This is a genomic window from Stenotrophomonas sp. LGBM10 (assembly GCF_046736075.1).
Taxonomy (GTDB): Bacteria; Pseudomonadota; Gammaproteobacteria; order Xanthomonadales; family Xanthomonadaceae; genus Stenotrophomonas.
The window spans coordinates 62702-79306 of record NZ_CP177163.1 but is presented as its reverse complement, the minus strand read 5'-3'; the positions used below and the strand labels follow the sequence as shown (position 1 = coordinate 79306).

15 protein-coding genes are annotated in these 16605 nt (G+C 68.7%); 13 read left to right on the top strand and 2 right to left on the bottom strand.

Annotation, left to right across the window (positions count from 1 at the left end; genetic code table 11):
- The first annotated feature begins 18 nt into the window (after positions 1 to 18).
- The 10 genes from ACLB90_RS00265 to ACLB90_RS00220 all read left to right on the top strand — a co-directional run bounded on the left by ACLB90_RS00265 (position 19) and on the right by ACLB90_RS00220 (position 11687).
- Positions 19 to 1131: an alpha/beta hydrolase gene (locus ACLB90_RS00265; protein ID WP_411851079.1), complete on the top strand. Its 1113-nt coding sequence runs from the start codon at positions 19 to 21 to the stop codon at positions 1129 to 1131.
- Between the two features lie 123 nt (positions 1132 to 1254).
- Complete coding sequence (locus tag ACLB90_RS00260; protein WP_017357372.1) at positions 1255 to 1668, top strand: host attachment family protein; 414 nt, start codon at positions 1255 to 1257, stop codon at positions 1666 to 1668.
- A 6-nt stretch (positions 1669 to 1674) separates the two neighbouring features.
- Entirely contained in the window at positions 1675 to 2013 is a 339-nt protein-coding gene (locus ACLB90_RS00255) for a thioredoxin family protein (RefSeq protein WP_411851078.1), read from the top strand.
- A gap of 57 nt (positions 2014 to 2070) precedes the next feature.
- The gene (locus tag ACLB90_RS00250; protein WP_411851077.1) at positions 2071 to 2412 is read left to right on the top strand and encodes a type II toxin-antitoxin system prevent-host-death family antitoxin; all 342 of its coding nucleotides are present in this window, start codon (positions 2071 to 2073) and stop codon (positions 2410 to 2412) included.
- A 3-nt stretch (positions 2413 to 2415) separates the two neighbouring features.
- Positions 2416 to 3045, top strand: coding sequence for a hypothetical protein (locus tag ACLB90_RS00245; protein WP_411851076.1), 630 nt, complete (start codon positions 2416 to 2418; stop codon positions 3043 to 3045).
- 289 nt (positions 3046 to 3334) lie between these two features.
- Positions 3335 to 4822 (top strand): glycine betaine/L-proline transporter ProP, encoded by a 1488-nt coding sequence (proP, locus tag ACLB90_RS00240; protein ID WP_411851075.1) that lies wholly within the window; start codon positions 3335 to 3337, stop codon positions 4820 to 4822.
- 96 nt (positions 4823 to 4918) lie between these two features.
- Positions 4919 to 7273 (top strand): GH92 family glycosyl hydrolase, encoded by a 2355-nt coding sequence (locus ACLB90_RS00235; protein ID WP_411851074.1) that lies wholly within the window; start codon positions 4919 to 4921, stop codon positions 7271 to 7273.
- Positions 7274 to 7342: 69 nt separating this feature from the next.
- A complete protein-coding gene (locus tag ACLB90_RS00230; protein ID WP_411851073.1) occupies positions 7343 to 9655 on the top strand; it encodes a CocE/NonD family hydrolase in 2313 nt (770 codons plus the stop codon).
- A gap of 63 nt (positions 9656 to 9718) precedes the next feature.
- Complete coding sequence (locus tag ACLB90_RS00225) at positions 9719 to 11083, top strand: XAC2610-related protein (protein WP_411851072.1); 1365 nt, start codon at positions 9719 to 9721, stop codon at positions 11081 to 11083.
- A 67-nt stretch (positions 11084 to 11150) separates the two neighbouring features.
- On the top strand, positions 11151 to 11687 hold the full coding sequence (locus ACLB90_RS00220) for a hypothetical protein (RefSeq protein ID WP_411851071.1): 537 nt from the start codon (positions 11151 to 11153) through the stop codon (positions 11685 to 11687).
- Here the strand turns inward: ACLB90_RS00220 and pip are convergent.
- The gene (gene pip, locus ACLB90_RS00215; RefSeq protein ID WP_411851070.1) at positions 11671 to 12642 is read right to left on the bottom strand and encodes a prolyl aminopeptidase; all 972 of its coding nucleotides are present in this window, start codon (positions 12640 to 12642) and stop codon (positions 11671 to 11673) included. The genes ACLB90_RS00220 and pip overlap by 17 nt on opposite strands.
- A 488-nt stretch (positions 12643 to 13130) precedes the next feature.
- Between pip and ACLB90_RS00210 the strand changes: the two genes are divergently transcribed.
- A complete protein-coding gene (locus ACLB90_RS00210) occupies positions 13131 to 13316 on the top strand; it encodes a hypothetical protein (RefSeq protein ID WP_411851069.1) in 186 nt (61 codons plus the stop codon).
- A gap of 96 nt (positions 13317 to 13412) precedes the next feature.
- On the opposite strand, the gene ACLB90_RS00205 is transcribed toward ACLB90_RS00210, so the two are convergent.
- Positions 13413 to 14024: a TetR/AcrR family transcriptional regulator gene (locus ACLB90_RS00205; RefSeq protein WP_411851068.1), complete on the bottom strand. Its 612-nt coding sequence runs from the start codon at positions 14022 to 14024 to the stop codon at positions 13413 to 13415.
- Between the two features lie 133 nt (positions 14025 to 14157).
- Here ACLB90_RS00205 and ACLB90_RS00200 point away from each other — a divergent pair, with 133 nt between their 5' ends.
- Together ACLB90_RS00200 and ACLB90_RS00195 are read left to right on the top strand one after the other, a co-directional pair.
- Positions 14158 to 15363, top strand: a complete 1206-nt coding sequence (locus tag ACLB90_RS00200) for an MFS transporter (RefSeq protein WP_411851067.1) — start codon at positions 14158 to 14160, stop codon at positions 15361 to 15363.
- Positions 15364 to 15400: 37 nt separating this feature from the next.
- Positions 15401 to 16597, top strand: coding sequence for an MFS transporter (locus ACLB90_RS00195; RefSeq protein ID WP_411851066.1), 1197 nt, complete (start codon positions 15401 to 15403; stop codon positions 16595 to 16597).
- Positions 16598 to 16605: the final 8 nt, after the last annotated feature.

Sequence of the window (16605 nt, the reverse complement as noted above, 5' to 3'; positions counted from 1 at the left end):
ATTGAGAAGGGTATTGAAATGAATCGCATACTGCTGACGCGCGGCTTCGTCCTGATGGTCGGCCTGCTGTGCGCAGGCCTCGTGGCCGCCGCCGAACCGACACCCACCACGCGCGCCACCGGCATCCGCCACGTGCAGGCGTTCGATCTGCCGGTGTCGCCGTATCTGAGTGCCGAGGCCACGGCCAGCGTCGTCAACGCCATCAGTCACGGCGACCCCACCGCGAAGATGGACAACCCAACCCTGCTCAAGGCGCTGCCGGAGCTGCGGCGGGGCACCGAAGCCTGGGCGGCAGGCGAAGTAGCCGCATTGCAGGAACGGTATCCGGTCACCCTGCACCAGGAAACCTGGAACGGCGTGCGTGTGGTGCGCGTGCAGCCGCGCAGTGCGCCGACCGCGCCGGCGCGGCAACGCCTGCTGATCGAACTGCATGGCGGCGCATTCGTGTTCGGCAGCGCCAACGGTCTGGGCCTGATGGAGGCGATCCCATTGGCCGCGATGACCGGTGCAACCGTGGTGGCGGTGGACTATCGCATGGGGCCGGAACACCGCTTCCCGGCCGCCAGCGAAGACGTGGCGGCGGTGTACCGCGCCGCGCTGGAGCGATTCCCGGCACGCCATATCGGCCTGTTCGGCTGCTCGGCCGGCGGTGTGCTGACCGGCGAATCGCTGGCCTGGTTCGCCAGGGAGAAGCTGCCGATGCCGGGGGCGGCGGGGCTGTTCTGCGCCGGCGGCGACGCGCGCTACGGCGGCGATACCCGCTATGTGGCGGCCGCGCTCAACGATGCGCTGCTGCCGCACGCCGACGGCACCTTGCCGATTGCCGAGGACCTGTACTACGGCGACGTGGATTTCCGTGATCCGCTGGTATCGCCGGTGTTCTCCGATGCGGTGCTCGCACAGTTCCCGCCAACGTTGTTCATCACCGCCACGCGCGCGGCCGAGCTCAGCAACGTGGCGTACACCCATTCGCGCCTGGTCGACCTGGGCCGTACCTCGGACCTGCACGTCTGGGACGGGCTGGGGCACGCCTTCCACCTGGACGCCCGGTTGCCCGAGAGCCAGCAGGCCTATCGGGTGATGGCGCGCTTCTTTGCGCGGCATCTCGACATGACGCTGCCAACACCGTAGCCACCCGGTGCGCGCCACGTTGCACACGGCATGCACACATCCGTATGCACGGCGCTTACATGGCATTGCCTACGGTGGGACACGGGCGCTACGGCGGCCCGTTTCCCGCAGAAGGAGTCAACCATGAACCCCAACATCCCCGAAGGCACCCTGATCATCGTCGCTGACGGCGGCTCGGCCCGCGTGTTCACCAACGTGGGCACCCGCCACGCGCCGGTACTCAAGCAGCAGGACGAACTGAAGGTGCAGGACATCAGTGAACACGGGGTATCGGGGCAGGGCCCCTCCGGCTCGATGCCGCAGGACATGAGCATCGCCCAGCTCAACGAGGCCACGTTCGCCAAGCAGCTGGCCGCGCAGTTGAACGAGGATGCGCTGAAGAACCGCTACGCGCACCTGATCCTGATCGCCGACCCGCAGACGCTCGGGCGGATCCGCCCACAGCTGCACAAGGAGACCCAGGCGCGGCTGCTGCAGGACATCGCCAAGGACCTCACCAACGCGCCGCTGGAAGACATCCAGCGCGCCCTGGGGTAAGCGCCGATGGCATTCGCGCGCGACGCGGTGGCCGTCGAGCCCGAGGCGGCCAGCATTGCGGCCAGCGAGGGCTGGCTGCTGCTGGAGTTCGGGGCGCCGTGGTGCGGGCACTGCATCGCGGCCCAGCCGGTGCTGCAGACCCTGGTGGACGGCCATGCGCTTGCCCACGTGAAGGTTGAAGACGGCAAGGGGCGCCCGCTGGGGCGCGCCTTCCGGGTGAAACTCTGGCCCACGGTGGTCCTGCTGCAGGACGGGCAGGAACGGGCGCGGGTGGTGCGCCCCCGCAGCAGCGACGATCTCCGCCCGCTGGAGGCCGCCCTCGAGCAGGGGCAAATGGGCATTTAGGCCCAATTTGGCCAAAAAGGGTATAGTGGCCTCACGACCCGCCTGCTGGAGCCTGCCATGACCCTGCCCCTGGATGTCCCCGGCCTGGAAAAGGCCACCGCCTCATCGGTGAAAACCCGCGGCTGGCCGAGCCTGATGCGCACCGTGCGCGAGAAGCAGGCCCTGGTGATCACCAACCACAACCACCCCGAAGCGGTGATCGTGGACATCAAGGCGTATCAGGAACTGTTGGCGAAGGCGGCCGGCGCCGATGGCGACGAGCGCCTCGGTGAGCTGGAACGGCTGCGGGTGGAGTTCGACACCCGCCTGGCCAGCCTGGGCCGCGACGGGGGCCTGGGCAAGGTGATGGGCCAGCCGATCCGCCGCGGCCGCAAGGTCACGCTCGGCCCGTCGCTCTGACCGATGGCGCGGATCCTGGTGCTGGCCGGCGTCAATGGCGCCGGCAAAAGCTCGCTGCTGGGCACGTGGCTTGAGGAAGACGGGCTGTCCTGGTTCAACCCGGACACCTTCACCCGCTGCCTGGTCGACCAGGGCTGGGCGCTGGACGCGGCCAATGCGGCGGCCTGGAACGAAGGGGCGCGCCGCCTGCGCGAGGCGATGGCGAACGGCAGCGACTTCGCCTTCGAAACTACCCTCGGCGGCAATACCATCCCGCGCCTGCTGCGCGAGGCCTGCCTGACCCACGAGGTCGAGATCTGGTTCTGCGGGCTGGACAGCGTGGCGCTGCACATCGAGCGGGTGGCGGCACGGGTCAGCGCAGGGGGTCACGATATCCCGCACGACAAGATCCGTGCGCGGTTCGATTCCGCACGCGAGAACCTGCTCGAACTGCTGCCCCACCTGGCCACGCTGCACGTGTACGACAACAGCGCGCCACCCGATGCGCAGGGCAGGGTGGAGCCGCTTCCGCTGCTGCAGCTGGACCGCAGCGGGCTGCACTATCCGGTCTCGGTGATCGAGCTGCTGCAGACGCCGGACTGGGCCAAACCCATCGTGATGCGCGCGATGGAACTGCACGTCGCGCGCGACTGATCCGCTGAAAAACCGCTGCAAATCAGCGGTTTCGTGCAGCGCGTGAAGGAGCGGTAAAGACCGTCGCGACCGTTTGTAGTAACATGGCGCGCTTGATCATTGCCTCGGGCCATTGCCCGTCTCTCGGTCATCCTTCCTGCAGCGCCGTGGAGTTCCACGCGGCCGTCCGGGATCGCCTGTTGCCACCCCTTCTTCGCGCATCGTGCCGCGTTCTTCCGGAGGCGGTTCTTTCCTGTGCCGTGCGCGGGACCTCGGGCGTGGTGATGGCCATGCTTCCAGGAGAAAGCAGATGCAGGACCTGCATGCCGCACACGCCCATTTCGGCTGGTTCAAACGCCGCCGCCAGATGCAGGTCGACGAAGTCACCGTCGTCGACCGCCCGATGCTAAAGAAGGCGGTGGGCGCGGCCGCGCTCGGCAATGCGATGGAGTGGTTCGACTTTGGCGTCTATGGCTACATCGCCGTCACCCTGGGCCAGGTGTTCTTTCCCGCCAGCAACCCCACCGCACAGCTGATCGCCACCTTCGCCACGTTCACTGTCGCCTTCCTGGTGCGCCCGCTCGGCGGGTTGGTGTTCGGCCCCCTCGGCGACAAGTACGGCCGGCAGAAAGTGCTGGCATTCACCATGATCCTGATGGCGCTTGGCACCTTCAGCATCGGCCTGATTCCCTCCTACGACCGCATCGGGCTGTGGGCGCCGGCGCTGCTGCTGCTGGCGCGGCTGGTGCAGGGCTTCTCCACCGGCGGCGAGTATGGCGGTGCGGCCACGTTCATCGCCGAATACTCCACCGACCGCAATCGCGGCCTGATGGGCAGCTGGCTGGAATTCGGCACGCTCGGCGGCTACATCGCCGGTGCCGGCACCGTGACCGCGCTGCACATGGCGCTGACCAGTACGCAGATGCTCGAATGGGGCTGGCGCATTCCCTTCCTGGTCGCCGGCCCGCTGGGCCTGCTGGGCCTGTACATGCGCATGAAGCTGGAGGAAACCCCGGCCTTCCGCGCCTATGCGGAAGAGGCGGAGAAGCGCGACCACGAGCGCCCGGGGCTGGGCGCGCTGTTCCGCGTGCATTGGCCGCAGCTGCTCAAGTGCGTGGGGCTGGTGCTGGTGTTCAACGTCACCGATTACATGCTGCTCACCTACATGCCCAGCTACCTCAGCGTCACGATGGGCTACGCCGAGAGCAAGGGCCTGCTGCTGATCATCATCGTGATGCTGGTGATGATGCCGTTGAACGTGGTGGGCGGGTTGTTCAGTGACAAGCTCGGCCGCCGCCCGATGATCATCGGCGCCTGCATCGCGCTGTTCGCGCTGGCCATCCCGTGCCTGAAACTGGTCGGCAGCGGCAACGACTGGCTGATCTTCCTCGGCCTGATGCTGCTGGGGCTGGCACTGGTGTGCTTCACCAGTTCAATGCCCTCCACGCTGCCGGCGCTGTTCTACACCCCGGTGCGCTACAGCGCGTTGTCGATCGCGTTCAACGTGTCGGTGTCGCTGTTCGGTGGCACCACGCCACTGGTCACGGCGTGGCTGGTGGAACGCAGCGGCGATCCGCTGGTGCCGGCGTACTACCTGATGGGCGCAGCGGTGATCGGCGTCATCACCATGCTGTTCGTCAACGAGACCGCGCGCCTGCCGCTGCGCGGCTCGCCGCCTGCCGTGGCCAGCGAGGCCGAAGCCCGTGCGCTGTTGCGCAGCGATGCACCGGTAACCGTGGATGCAACCCGGCCGACGTTGCCCGAGGCGACCGTGCCGGAGGATGCGCGACCGGCGTGATCCCGGCGCTGGCAGCGCCCCATGCACTGCAGCATGCGGGCACTGCCAGCCGGTGCTAGGATCGCGTTCAACTTGAATCGATCTAAATTCGACGCCATGACAAAGACGGGGACGGTGCGGTGGTGGGGGCTCGCGGTCGGCGCGATGCTGGTGGCCGGTGCAGCAGGGGCGGCACCGGCGAACGTCGGCGAACGCGCCTACGCGGCGGTCGATCCCTTCATCGGCACGGGCGGGGAAGGGCATACCTATCCCGGCGCCACGGTGCCCTTCGGCATGGTGCAGTTGAGCCCCGACACGCGCATCCAGCCGCGCGAGAAGGCGTACGGCTGGGCCGCGGGCTACCGCTACGACGACACCAGCATCGTCGGCTTCTCGCATACGCACTTCTCCGGCAGCGGCCACTCCGACCTTGGCGACGTTCTGGTGATGCCGTTCACCGGCGATCCCGGCCTGGAACGTGGCGACCCGGAAAAGCCGCGCAGCGGCTATGCCTCGCGCTTCCACCATGACAACGAGACCGCCGAGCCCGGCTACTACGCGGTCACGCTGGACGATTACAAGGTGCGCGCCGAGCTCACCGCCAGTGCGCGCACCGGCGTGCACCGGTACACCTATCCGCGTGGCGCACAGGCGCGCGTGCTGCTCGACCTGCGCACCAGCCTGTACGACTACCCCGGCAAGATCCTGTGGTCGCGCCTGCGTCTGCGCGCCGATGGCACCCTGACCGGCTTCCGCGAAACCCGCGGCTGGGCACCGGGCCGGCAGCTCTACTTCGCCATGCGCTTCTCGCGCCCGTTGACCGGCCACGCGCTGCACAACACCGAAACCGACATCGCCTACAAGGGCTTCCCGCCGCCGGGACACAACGACCCCACCCAGCGCCCACAGATCGAAGGCCGCCAGCTGGTTGGCACCTTCGATTTCGGCAAACTCGATGCACCGCTGGTGGTCAGCGTGGCAATTTCGTCCGTGAGCGAAGAGGGCGCTCTGGCCAATCTCGATGCCGAAGCGCGCGACCAGAATTTCGACCGCGTCCGTGCCGAGGCAAAGCAGCAGTGGACCCAGGCGCTGTCGGCCATCGAGATCGAGGCTCCCGAGCATGACCGCCGCAGCGCCTACACCGCGCTCTATCACAGCCTGCTTGGCCCGACGCTGTTCATGGACGTGGATGGGCAGTACCGCGGCGCCGACAATGCCGTGCACCGCGCCGAGGGGTACACGAACTACTCCACCTTCTCGCTGTGGGATACCTACCGGGCGCTGCATCCGCTGCTCACCTTGGTGCAGCCGGAGAAGCGCAACAGCGACGTCGTCAACTCGCTGTTGGCCCACCAGCAGCACAGCCCTTATGGCATGTTGCCGGTGTGGGCGTTCCACGGCCAGGAAACCTGGTGCATGATCGGCTACCACGCCGTACCGGTGATCGCCGACGCCTACATCAAGGGCATCCGCGGCTTCGACGCCGACAAGGCACTGGCCGCGATGGTGGCCACGGCCAATTACGGCCCCTACGACGGCATCGCGCAGTACCGTGAACTGGGCTGGGTGCCGATCGACGAGGAAGGCGAAGCCGCCAGCAAGACCCTCGAGTACGCCTTCGACGACTGGACCATCGCACGCATGGCGCAGGCGATGGGCCGCAAGGATGTGCAGGCCACGTTCGATGCGCGTGCCGGCAACTGGCGGAACGCCTTCGACCCGGAGACCGGTTTCATGCGCGCCCGCAAGCGCGACGGCAGCTTCCGCACGCCGTTCGACCCCAGCGCCAGCGGCTATGGCACCGACTACACCGAAGGCAATGCGTGGCAGTACTCGTGGTATGTGCCGCAGGACGTGGCCGGGCTGGCCGCCGCGCATGGCGGCAGCGAGGCGCTGCTTGCACGGCTGGACCAGGTCTTCGAGGCCAAGGTGGACCCGTCCATCTTCGAGCACATGGAAGACATCACCGGGCTGATCGGCTGGTACGCGCACGGCAACGAACCCAGCCATCACGTCGCCTACCTGTACGCGCATGCGGGCCAGCCCTGGCGCACCCAGGCCCGTCTGAAGCAGATCATGGATACCCAGTACGCCGACCGCCCGGATGGGCTTGCCGGCAATGACGACCTCGGGCAGATGTCGGCGTGGTACGTGTTCACCGCCCTGGGCTTCTACCCGGTGGCGCCGGGCAGCGGCGAGTACATCATCGGCCGTCCGTTCCTGCCGAAGGCGGCGCTGCACCTGCCCAACGGCCGCACCTTCACCGTGATCGCCGACGGCCTGGATCCGGCGCACGGGTACGTGGGCGCAGTGACCTTGAACGGCGCACCGCTGCAGCGCACCTTCCTGCGCCACGACGAGATCATGGCCGGCGGCGAACTGCGCTTCACCCTGCAGGCCACGCCGAACACTGCGTGGCCGGCGCAGGGCGGCGAGCAGCCGTACTCGATGTCCACCAGCCGGGCGCGCTGAGCCGCGCGCCCGTATGATCGGGGGATGGCGGCAGCGCAGCGCCATTCTCCCGATCAGCAAGGACGCCCCGTGGCCATCGCCCGTCGTAGTTCCGCCTGGCTGTGCGCGCTGTTGCTCGCGCTGCCCGCCCTGTCCGCCGCCGCCGCTACCGCAGATCCGCTGGCCTGGCCGGTTGCGGCCGACGCCCCGGCCAACCCGGAGGACGGCCTGGCGCCACTCGCGCAGGCATTGCTCCATCCATCCGCCACAGCAGCGCCCCCCACGCCCGCGCAGCGGATCCACCTGCTGATCGTCGCCGGCCAGCCGGCGCAGGCGGTCACGGAAATCGACGCGTTGCTGGCCGCGCTCGACGCCTCCGAGCGTGCGGCCCGCGCCCCGCGCTGGGCGCCGTTCCTGCTGTATGCCCACGCCCGTGCGCAGGCGCCGAACGGCGGCGACACCGTGGCTGGCGCCGCATACGCGGCCGCGTTCCAGGCGCGGGTGGCGCCGTTGGACGACCTGGCTGCGGTACAGACCCATCCCTGGCTCAGTGCCGATCTGGCGGCCGCCAGCACGCGCCTGCGCGAGGCGCGGGCGAGGCACGCGGGTGCCGCCACGATCAGCCGCGACGACGCGCTGGAACTGGTCCGCCAAGCCGCGTTCGTGCAGGCCTACCGCGCTGCGGATGCCCACGCCCCAGCACTGGTCCGTGCGGATGAGACGCGGCGTTTCGTGATCGACGATGCCGTGTTGATTCCGGTCGGGGAGGGCGTAACGTTGTCCGCGCATCTGGCCCGGCGCCGTGGGGCCGAACCGCGCCTGCCGACCGCGATGCTGTTCACCATCTACACCCAGCCCGCGCGCAACCACAGCCAGGCATTGCAGGCGGCGGCGCGCGGTTACGCCGGGATCGTGGTGGATGCCCGCGGCAAGCGGCTCGGCACCGGTACCGCGGCGCCGTACGAAACCGAAGGCCGCGACGCGCATGCCGCGATCGACTGGATCAGCCGGCAGCCCTGGAGCGACGGGCGGGTCGGCATGTACGGCGGCAGTTACTCCGGCTTCGCGGCGTGGGCCGCGGCAGGCCACCGGCACCCGGCGCTGAAGACCATCGTGCCGTATGTGGCTGCCATCCCCGGCCTTGGCCTGCCGATGGAGAACAACGTGTTTCTCAGCGCCAACTACGCCTGGCCGTTCTATGTTGCCAACACACGCCTGCTGGATGACGCGACCTACGACCAGCACGAACGCTGGTCCAACCTGGCCGATGCCTGGTACACCTCCGGCCGGCCCTACCGGGACATCGACCAGATCGACGGCACCCCCAACCCGTGGCTGCAGCGCTGGCTGCGCCACCCGGACTACGACGCCTACTGGCAGGGCATGGTGCCGTACGGCGCGCAGTTCGCCGACATCGCCATCCCGGTGCTGAGCATCACCGGCTATTACGACGATGGCCAGATCTCCGCGCTGCAGTACCTCAAGGAGCACTACCGACATCGGCCGAACGCGGACCACACGCTGTTGATCGGCCCGTACGACCATTTCGGTGCGCAGTCCGCAACGAAGGCAATGGAGCTGCGCGGGTACACGGTGGACCCTGCGGCGCAGTTCGACACCCAGGCGATCACCTTCCAGTGGCTGGACCACGTGCTGCGTGGGGCACCGCGGCCCACGCTGCTGGCCGACCGCATCAACTACCAGCTGATGGGGGCCAACCAGTGGGGGCATGCGCCGTCGCTGGCCGCCGCCGCCGATGCGCCGATGACGCTGTACCTGTCCGCTTCGCCGGACGGCGATGGCTCCCGGCACCGGCTCAGCCCGACGCGTCCTCCCGCCGGCACCTTCCTCAGCCAGCAGGTGGATTTCGCCGACCGCAGCACCAGCCAGGGCGCCTACTACCCCAGCCCGATCGTGCGCGATGCGCTTGAACCCGGCCCCGGCCTGGTGTTCGCCAGCGCGCCTTTCGCGCAGCCGGTCGATATCGTCGGCACGTTCTCCGGCGTGCTGAACCTGCGCATCAACAAGCGCGACGTCGATCTGAGCGTGGTGCTGCATGAGCAGCTGGCGGATGGCCGCCTGATGCAGCTGTCCTATTTCGTGGGCCGAGCCAGCCATGCCCGCGACATGACCACCCGCACGCTGCTGGTGCCGGGCGACTGGACCGAGGTCCCGTTCGAACGGACCCGCATGACCGCCCGGCGCACCGCACCCGGCAGCCGCCTTGTCGTGGTCGTGGACGTGCTCAAGGACCCGCTGCACCAGGTCAACCACGGTACCGGCCGCGACGTCAGCGACGAGTCGGTGGCCGATGCCGGCGAGCCGCTGCGGATCGACTGGCGGTCGGACAGCCTGATCCAGATTCCGGTGCGCAGCACCGGTGAACGCCCGGCAATGCCCTGACGGGGCCGCATCGCAGGCGGGTACAATCCGCGCCTGGACAGGCGATGCGGAATGGATCATTCGATGAAGTCAGGCAAGGGAGCGGCCATCGCAGCAGCCGTCATGGCACTGTTGGCCGTCAACCACGTCGCCGCCGCCGACCTGCTGCCGCCCGGCCTGTATCGGCTTGTCGACGGCGGGCACCGCGAAGCCGCGCCGCTGCCACCGGTGGATGGCGAGTCCCATCAGGACCGCTACGAACACGCCATCCCCGACGCCGCCCGGGTGCGCTACGCGATGGTCGCCCGCGACCCCGTTGCGGGCCTGAACACGCTGGTGTTCCTCTCCGACGCGGCGGGCGCTTACGGCGATACGCCGGGCCGCCGAACGTGCCAGGCCTATGCGTTCCCGAACTGGAACGACTACGCGACGGCGCGGCCGTTCTGCCGCATCGCCATCGGCGCGGACGACGCCCGCGTGGCAGCGACGACCGACGGGTTCACGATCAGCTACGAGAACGTCAAGCGCCATGTCGGCGCCACCCGGGTGCCCGCGGTGCGTGCGCCCACAGCGGAAGAGGCCGGCATCTGCGCCATCGCCGATGTCTGCGCGCGCGAGGCCTACGGCAGCACGATCAACCAGTACGAGGTGACCCACTATCGTGATCGGTTCGTGCTGCTCGAGCCACACGCCTACCGTGACCTCCTGTTCGTGGCGCGCCCGGTGCCGATGCTCTCGTCCGCGCGATCGCCCACCGCGATCGGTGAGATCGGCGCCGGCAGCTTCGTCGCGGTGATCGACCGCGATGGTGAGGGCTATGCCATCGAACGTCTCGCAGCGGATGGCGCGCGCACGGGCGGCTGGCTGGATCGCGACGCGCTTGAACCGCTGCAGTGGATCGACCAGTCGGTGACGCTGCCGGGCATGCGCTTCCGGGTGGGTGTGCTCCCCAGTGAGGACGAGGAGGGCGCGGTGCTGCCGGCAGCACTGGAGGTACTGGACGCCACCACGGGCGCGCGCCGCCAGGTGCTGCGTGACATCGACGCAGACGCAACCCAAGCGTCGCCGGACCTGCTGCAGGTGGTGGATACGAACTTCGATGGCGCCCCCGACCTGCAACTGCCTGGGCTGTCCGGCGGCGCCGGCCCGAATGCCACCAGCAACATCATCCTGTTCGACCGGGCGCAGCAGCGCTTCGTACTGGACCCGGAATTGTCCGCGCTGTCGCAGCTGGAGATCGACCCGGCCAGCAGATCCATCCTGTCATTCCAGCGCGGCGGGTGCTGCGCGCATTCGGCGGAGACCTACCGCTACATCGACGGCCACCTGGTGCTCGTCGAACAGACCACCACCAGCCTGTCGGCCGATGGACGCCATGAAGAAACGTCGACCGGCCGGCTGATAAACGGGAAGATGGTCTACCGGACCCATCGGGCGCGCGCGCGATAGGCAACCGCAGGCGCATGCCGGGCCTGTGCGGTAGCATCGGCCCACCATTGGAAGGGCAGGGCAGGTCATGGACAGTCGTCATCTGTTTCCGATTCATCTCCGCCGGGCATGGCTGGCCGGGGCCGTGGCCGCCGCGATGAGCTTCAGCGCCGCGGCCGCACACCCGGCGTCGGTCGAAACCATCGCCGACGGGCTGCTGCGCGACAACGCGTTGCCCGACATCCCGACGCTGGAAGCGGCCTACGGTGCCTTCACCGCCACCGAACCGGCGTGGCAACGCACCTTCCGCAGTGCGGCCTTCAGCTCGGCCGACGGCTACCAGGTTGCATTCGTCGAGTACCAGATGCACCCGAGTACGGCGGGTGCAACACGGCTGATCGTGCTGCAGATGGCGCCCGGGAGCTGCTATCCGGTGCAGCGCCTGGAGGCTGCGCATGGTCCCCTCACGTCACTGACCTTCATGCCGGCGGGTGGCAAACGGCCGCCCAAGGGCTGGAAACCGAGAACCTCGCTGCAGAAGGACGTCGGCGACTATACGGTGTTCATCGAGGGCAGCAGGGACCAGCCCGACTGCCTCGACACCCTCATCAAACGCCAGCGCTGACCCGGCCATCGAGGCGATCGGCAAACGCATCGGTCGCCCGCACCAGCGCATCGGCGGTGGCCGGCTCGGTAGCGCTGTGACCGGACACCACCATCTCCAGGCGCGCCTCGGGCCAGGCACAGGCCAGGTCCCAGGCGCTGCGCGGCGGGCAGATCACATCGTAACGTCCCTGTACGATCACGCCCGGCAGGTGCCGGATGCGGTCGATGTCGCGCAGCAGCTGGCCGTGCGCGAGAAAGGCGTTGTTGCGGAAGTAGTGCGCCTCGATGCGCGCCTTGGCCAGCGTGTGCAGCGGGTCGTCGGTGGACACCGCATCGACGTCGTGCACCAGCGTGGCCGCGTTGTCTTCCCAGCCCAGCCACGCCTGTGCGGCGGCGATGCGGGTGGCCATGTCATCGGCATCCAGGCGCTGCCAGTACGCCTCGATCAGATGGCCGCGCTCGGCCTGCGGAATATGCGCTTCGTAGCGCGCCCAGCGCTCCGGGAACAGCCAGCGTGCACCGCCGTCGGCCTCGTTGAACCAGCGGTTCTCTTCGACACGCCCGAGGAACACCCCGCGCACGATGAGGCCGGTGGCCCGCTCGGGATGCGCCTGCGCGTAGGCGAGCGCCAGCGTTGACCCCCACGAACCGCCGAACACCAGCCAGCGGTCGATCCCCAGCAGGGTGCGGATGCGCTCGATGTCGGCGACCAGGTGCGGTGTGGTGTTGTCCTGCAGCGCGCCGAACGGCGTGGAACGTCCGCTGCCACGCTGGTCGAGCAGCACGATGCGATAGCGGGCCGGATCGAAGAAACGGCGATGGGTGGGCGACGCGCCTGCACCCGGGCCGCCATGCAGGAACACCACGGGAATGCCCTCGGGATTGCCGCACTCTTCGACGAACAAGGTATGCAGGTCATCCACTGCAACCTGGTGCGTGCGGTACGGGGTGATCTCCGGGTAGAGCGTGCGCATGGGCGGGTCTCGTCTAAGCAGGCTGCGAGCATACGCTCCAGCCTGGCATGCATAAAGTTGGACGGATTGAACCGACATACTCAGCCGTGATCTTCACGGCGATCAATATCCGGGTGGAGAACCCAGGTGCCGATAGGATGAACTCACTTCTTTCGAGCCCGCCACAGAGGTACCGTCAACGGCGGAATCGGAGCGGTCCGCGCTTTTGAAGGCCTGCAATCCCTGGAAGGAACGACGTCATGGCATGGAAAGTGGTCTGTACAGATGGGGTCGCGTGGGTCATCACCGTGGGAGCTGCCCTTGCGACAGATGGCGACTAGGCGAACGATGTTGCTGACGGCGGCGACCACAGTGGTTGTATCCATCGCCTACCTTGCAGACCACGACACGCGACCAGAGCAACACGACGTCGCCGTGGTGCCACGTGGGCAGATCGCCGCCACGGCTTCGGACGCAATCCCGTGGGTATCCAACGGCTGACGCATGACATGAAGAACCGCCCTCTGGCGATGACCTATCTGCGTCTTGCGTACCTCGCCGGCGATCACAAAGCAGGGGTCGTGTTCGCGATCCGGTACGGCGACGCGCATCCGCAGGAGTTGGCGGCGGCCGATCTGCAGGCTGCGCATTTCAGGCGGCAGATGGCACCCGGTGGAAGCTGGCCCAGGCCATGAAGGCTGCCAGAGATGCGCGCATGGCCCAATAGCGCTACTGCCTTCCGAGGACACGTCGTGGCCGGCGGCGGATAACGCTGTCCTGGGTGCGCTGTTCTATGCGGGCTGTGCAGTGCCCGCGTGTGTATCGGCGCGCAGCCCACGCAGCAGCAGATCGAGCGCAGTGCCGGCCTGCAGCAGCCGCGCCGCCGGCGCTTCGCCGTCCGCGATCCAGAACGCGGCCTCTTCCAGACTGCCGTAGATCAGCGCGGCCAGTGCGTATGGGTCCGCCTGCGCTACCACGCCCTCGCGCATGAGCCTGTCCAGGAGCGCCTGCATCGAGGCGATGCAGTGGCGCTGGGCATCCGGGGAGGCGCCACCGAGCACGGCGCGGGCATCACGCAGGACGATGCGCTGGATCTCGGGTTCCAGTGCCATCTCCAGGTAGGCGCGGCAGCGTGACCGGAACCCGTCCCACGGATCGGCTGCGGAATCGCTGATCGCCTGGAGACGTGCGTCCATCTCCGCGTCCAGCTGCTCCACCACGGCCGCGAGCAGGCCGGTCTTGTCGCCGAAGTGGTGATAGAGCGCGCCGCGGGTCAGGCCGGCCTGGGCGGTGAGGTCGTCCATTGAGGTCTCCGCATAGCCGCGCTCGCTGAAGGCGGCGCGGGCGGACGCCAGCAGGGCGGCACGGGTCTGTTCCATCTCGATGCGGGTACGACGGGCCATCACGGTTCCTCGGGCGGCAGCGGCAGGGCATGTACATACGCTGCGTATGTATCTATGCTTTTATACATACGCAATGTATGTATTGTCTGCCGCCGCCTCCTGGGAGGCAAGCGGCCTGATCCCGGAGACCGACATGTCCACCTCTTACCGGGCGCTGTTCAGCGCCCGCGGCACCCGCGCATTCGCCCTGGCGGGTCTGCTGGCGCGGCTGCCGCTGCCCATGACCGGCATCGGCATCATCACGCTGCTGGCCCGGACGCACGGCAGTTATGCGCTCGCCGGCGCCGTCTCCGCCACCTTCGTGCTGGCCTACGCGCTGCTGTCCCCGCAGATCTCCGCGCGGGTGGATCGGCATGGGCAGGCACGGGTGCTGCCTGCGGCGACCGCGTTGAGTGCACTCGGCATGCTGGCGCTGGTTGCGAGCACCCACTGGCACGCGCCGGACTGGAGTCTGTTCGTCTGGGCCGCGCTGGCGGGCACCATGCCGAGCATGTCGGCGATGGTGCGGGCGCGCTGGACGGCGATGTTCCGTGGGCAGCCGCACCTGCAGACCGCGTACTCGCTGGAAACCGTGCTCGACGAAGTGACCTTCATTGCCGGTCCACCCCTGTCGGTGGGGCTGTCGGTCGCGGTGTTTCCGCAGGCCGGGCTGCTGCTGGCGGCGGTGCTGCTGGTACTGGGCGTGCTTGCCCTGGTGGTGCAGCGGGCAACCGAGCCGCCGCCGTCGGCGGATGCCGGTCGCCACGGCGGCGGCAGCGTCCTGCGCTCCCGCCACGTGCGGCTGCTCACCGGCCTGATGATGGCGATGGGTGTCATCGTCGGCACGGTGGACATCGCGAGTGTGGCGTTCGCGGCGCAACTGGGCCGGCCGGCCACGGCCAGCCTGGTGCTGTCCGCCTACGCCGCCGGTTCGTGTGCGGCCGGCCTGCTGTTCGGGGCGGTCGCATGGCGCATCCCGCTGCACCGCCTGCTGCTGCTCGGCGGCATCGCCACCGCCGCGACCACCGCGCCCCTGCTGCTCGCGGGAAGCATTCCGGCGCTGTCTGCCGCCGTGCTGCTGGCCGGTGCGTTCTTCGCGCCGACGATGATCGTGGCGATGTCACTGGTTGAACGCATCGTCCCTGCGGCGCGCCTGACCGAGGGCATGACCTGGCTGCTGGCCGGGCTGAACATCGGCGTGGCGATGGGCGCGGCGATCGCCGGGCAGGTGGTGGACGGGCAGGGCGCGCGGGCGGGATTCGCGGTGGCGCTCGCCGGCGGTGCGGCCGTGTTGTTGCTGGCCGGTATCGCGCATCACCGCCTGCGCGCCACGGCAGTCAACACCGACGCGGCTGCATGACACCGCCCTTCGTCTCTCCCACTTACGGACCCTCCGCATGAACGATGCTTCCTCCCTCAACGCGCCGGCCGTGCGCCACCCGTGGGCCGCGGTCATCGCCGTCGGCCTGGCCACGTTCTCCGTGGTCACCACCGAGATGCTGCCGGTCGGCCTGCTCACGCCGATCGCCACTGCCCTCGACAGCACCCCCGGCACCGCTGCGCTGATGATCTCGGTGCCGGCGCTGCTGGCGGCCGTGTTCGCGCCGGTGGTGGTGCTCGGCGCGGGGCGGGTGGATCGGCGCCACATCCTGTGCGGGCTGCTTGGCCTGCTGGTGCTGGCGAACGTGGCGTCCGCGCTTGCGCCGGACATGGCCTGGATGCTGGTGGCACGTGCGCTGGTCGGGTTCTGCATGGGCGGCATCTGGGCCATCGCCGGCGGACTGGCGGCGCGCCTGGTGCCGGCCAACGCCGTCGGGCTGGCCACCTCGCTCATTTTCGGCGGCGTGGCGGCGGCATCCGTACTCGGGGTTCCGCTGGGCGCGCTGATCGGCGGGATGGCGGGGTGGCGCTGGGCCTTCGGCGGCATGGCCATCGTGAGTGCGCTGGTGCTGGCCCTGCATATGATCGTCCTGCCTGCATTGCCGGTCAGTCACGCAGCGTCGCTGCGTGACGTTGCTGCGCCGTTGCGCAACCGCCGCCTGCAGATTGGCCTGTTGCTGACGCTGCTGCTGGTGGGAGGACACTTCGCTGCCTTCACCTTCGTGCGCCCGTTGCTGGTGAGCGGGTCCGGTGTCGCGGCCGAATGGGTCGGCGCGCTGCTGTTCGGCTATGGCCTGGCGGGCATTGCCGGCAACTTCCTGGCCGGCACGGTCGCAGCGCGGCACACCACGCGCACCATCGTTGCGATCGCACTCGGTCTGCTGCTCACGCCGGTGCTGTTCCTGACCCTTGGCGGCACGCCGGCCGGCGGTGGCGCGGCCTTGATTGCGTGGGGTCTGGCGTATGGCGGCGTATCGGTGGGGCTGATGACCTGGATGATGCGCGCGGCCCCGCACGCGATGGAGATGGCGGCCGCGTTCTATGTGTCTGTCTTCAACGTCGGCATTGCACTCGGCGCCTGGACGGGCGGGCAGCTCGTGGACCGCCACGGCATCACCGCGGTGCTGTGGGCCGCGGCGACATGCGCTGCACTGGCGGTTGTGGTGACGCTTGCCTGTCGCCTGACGGAGACACGCGCACGCGTCGTATCGTGACGCATGCA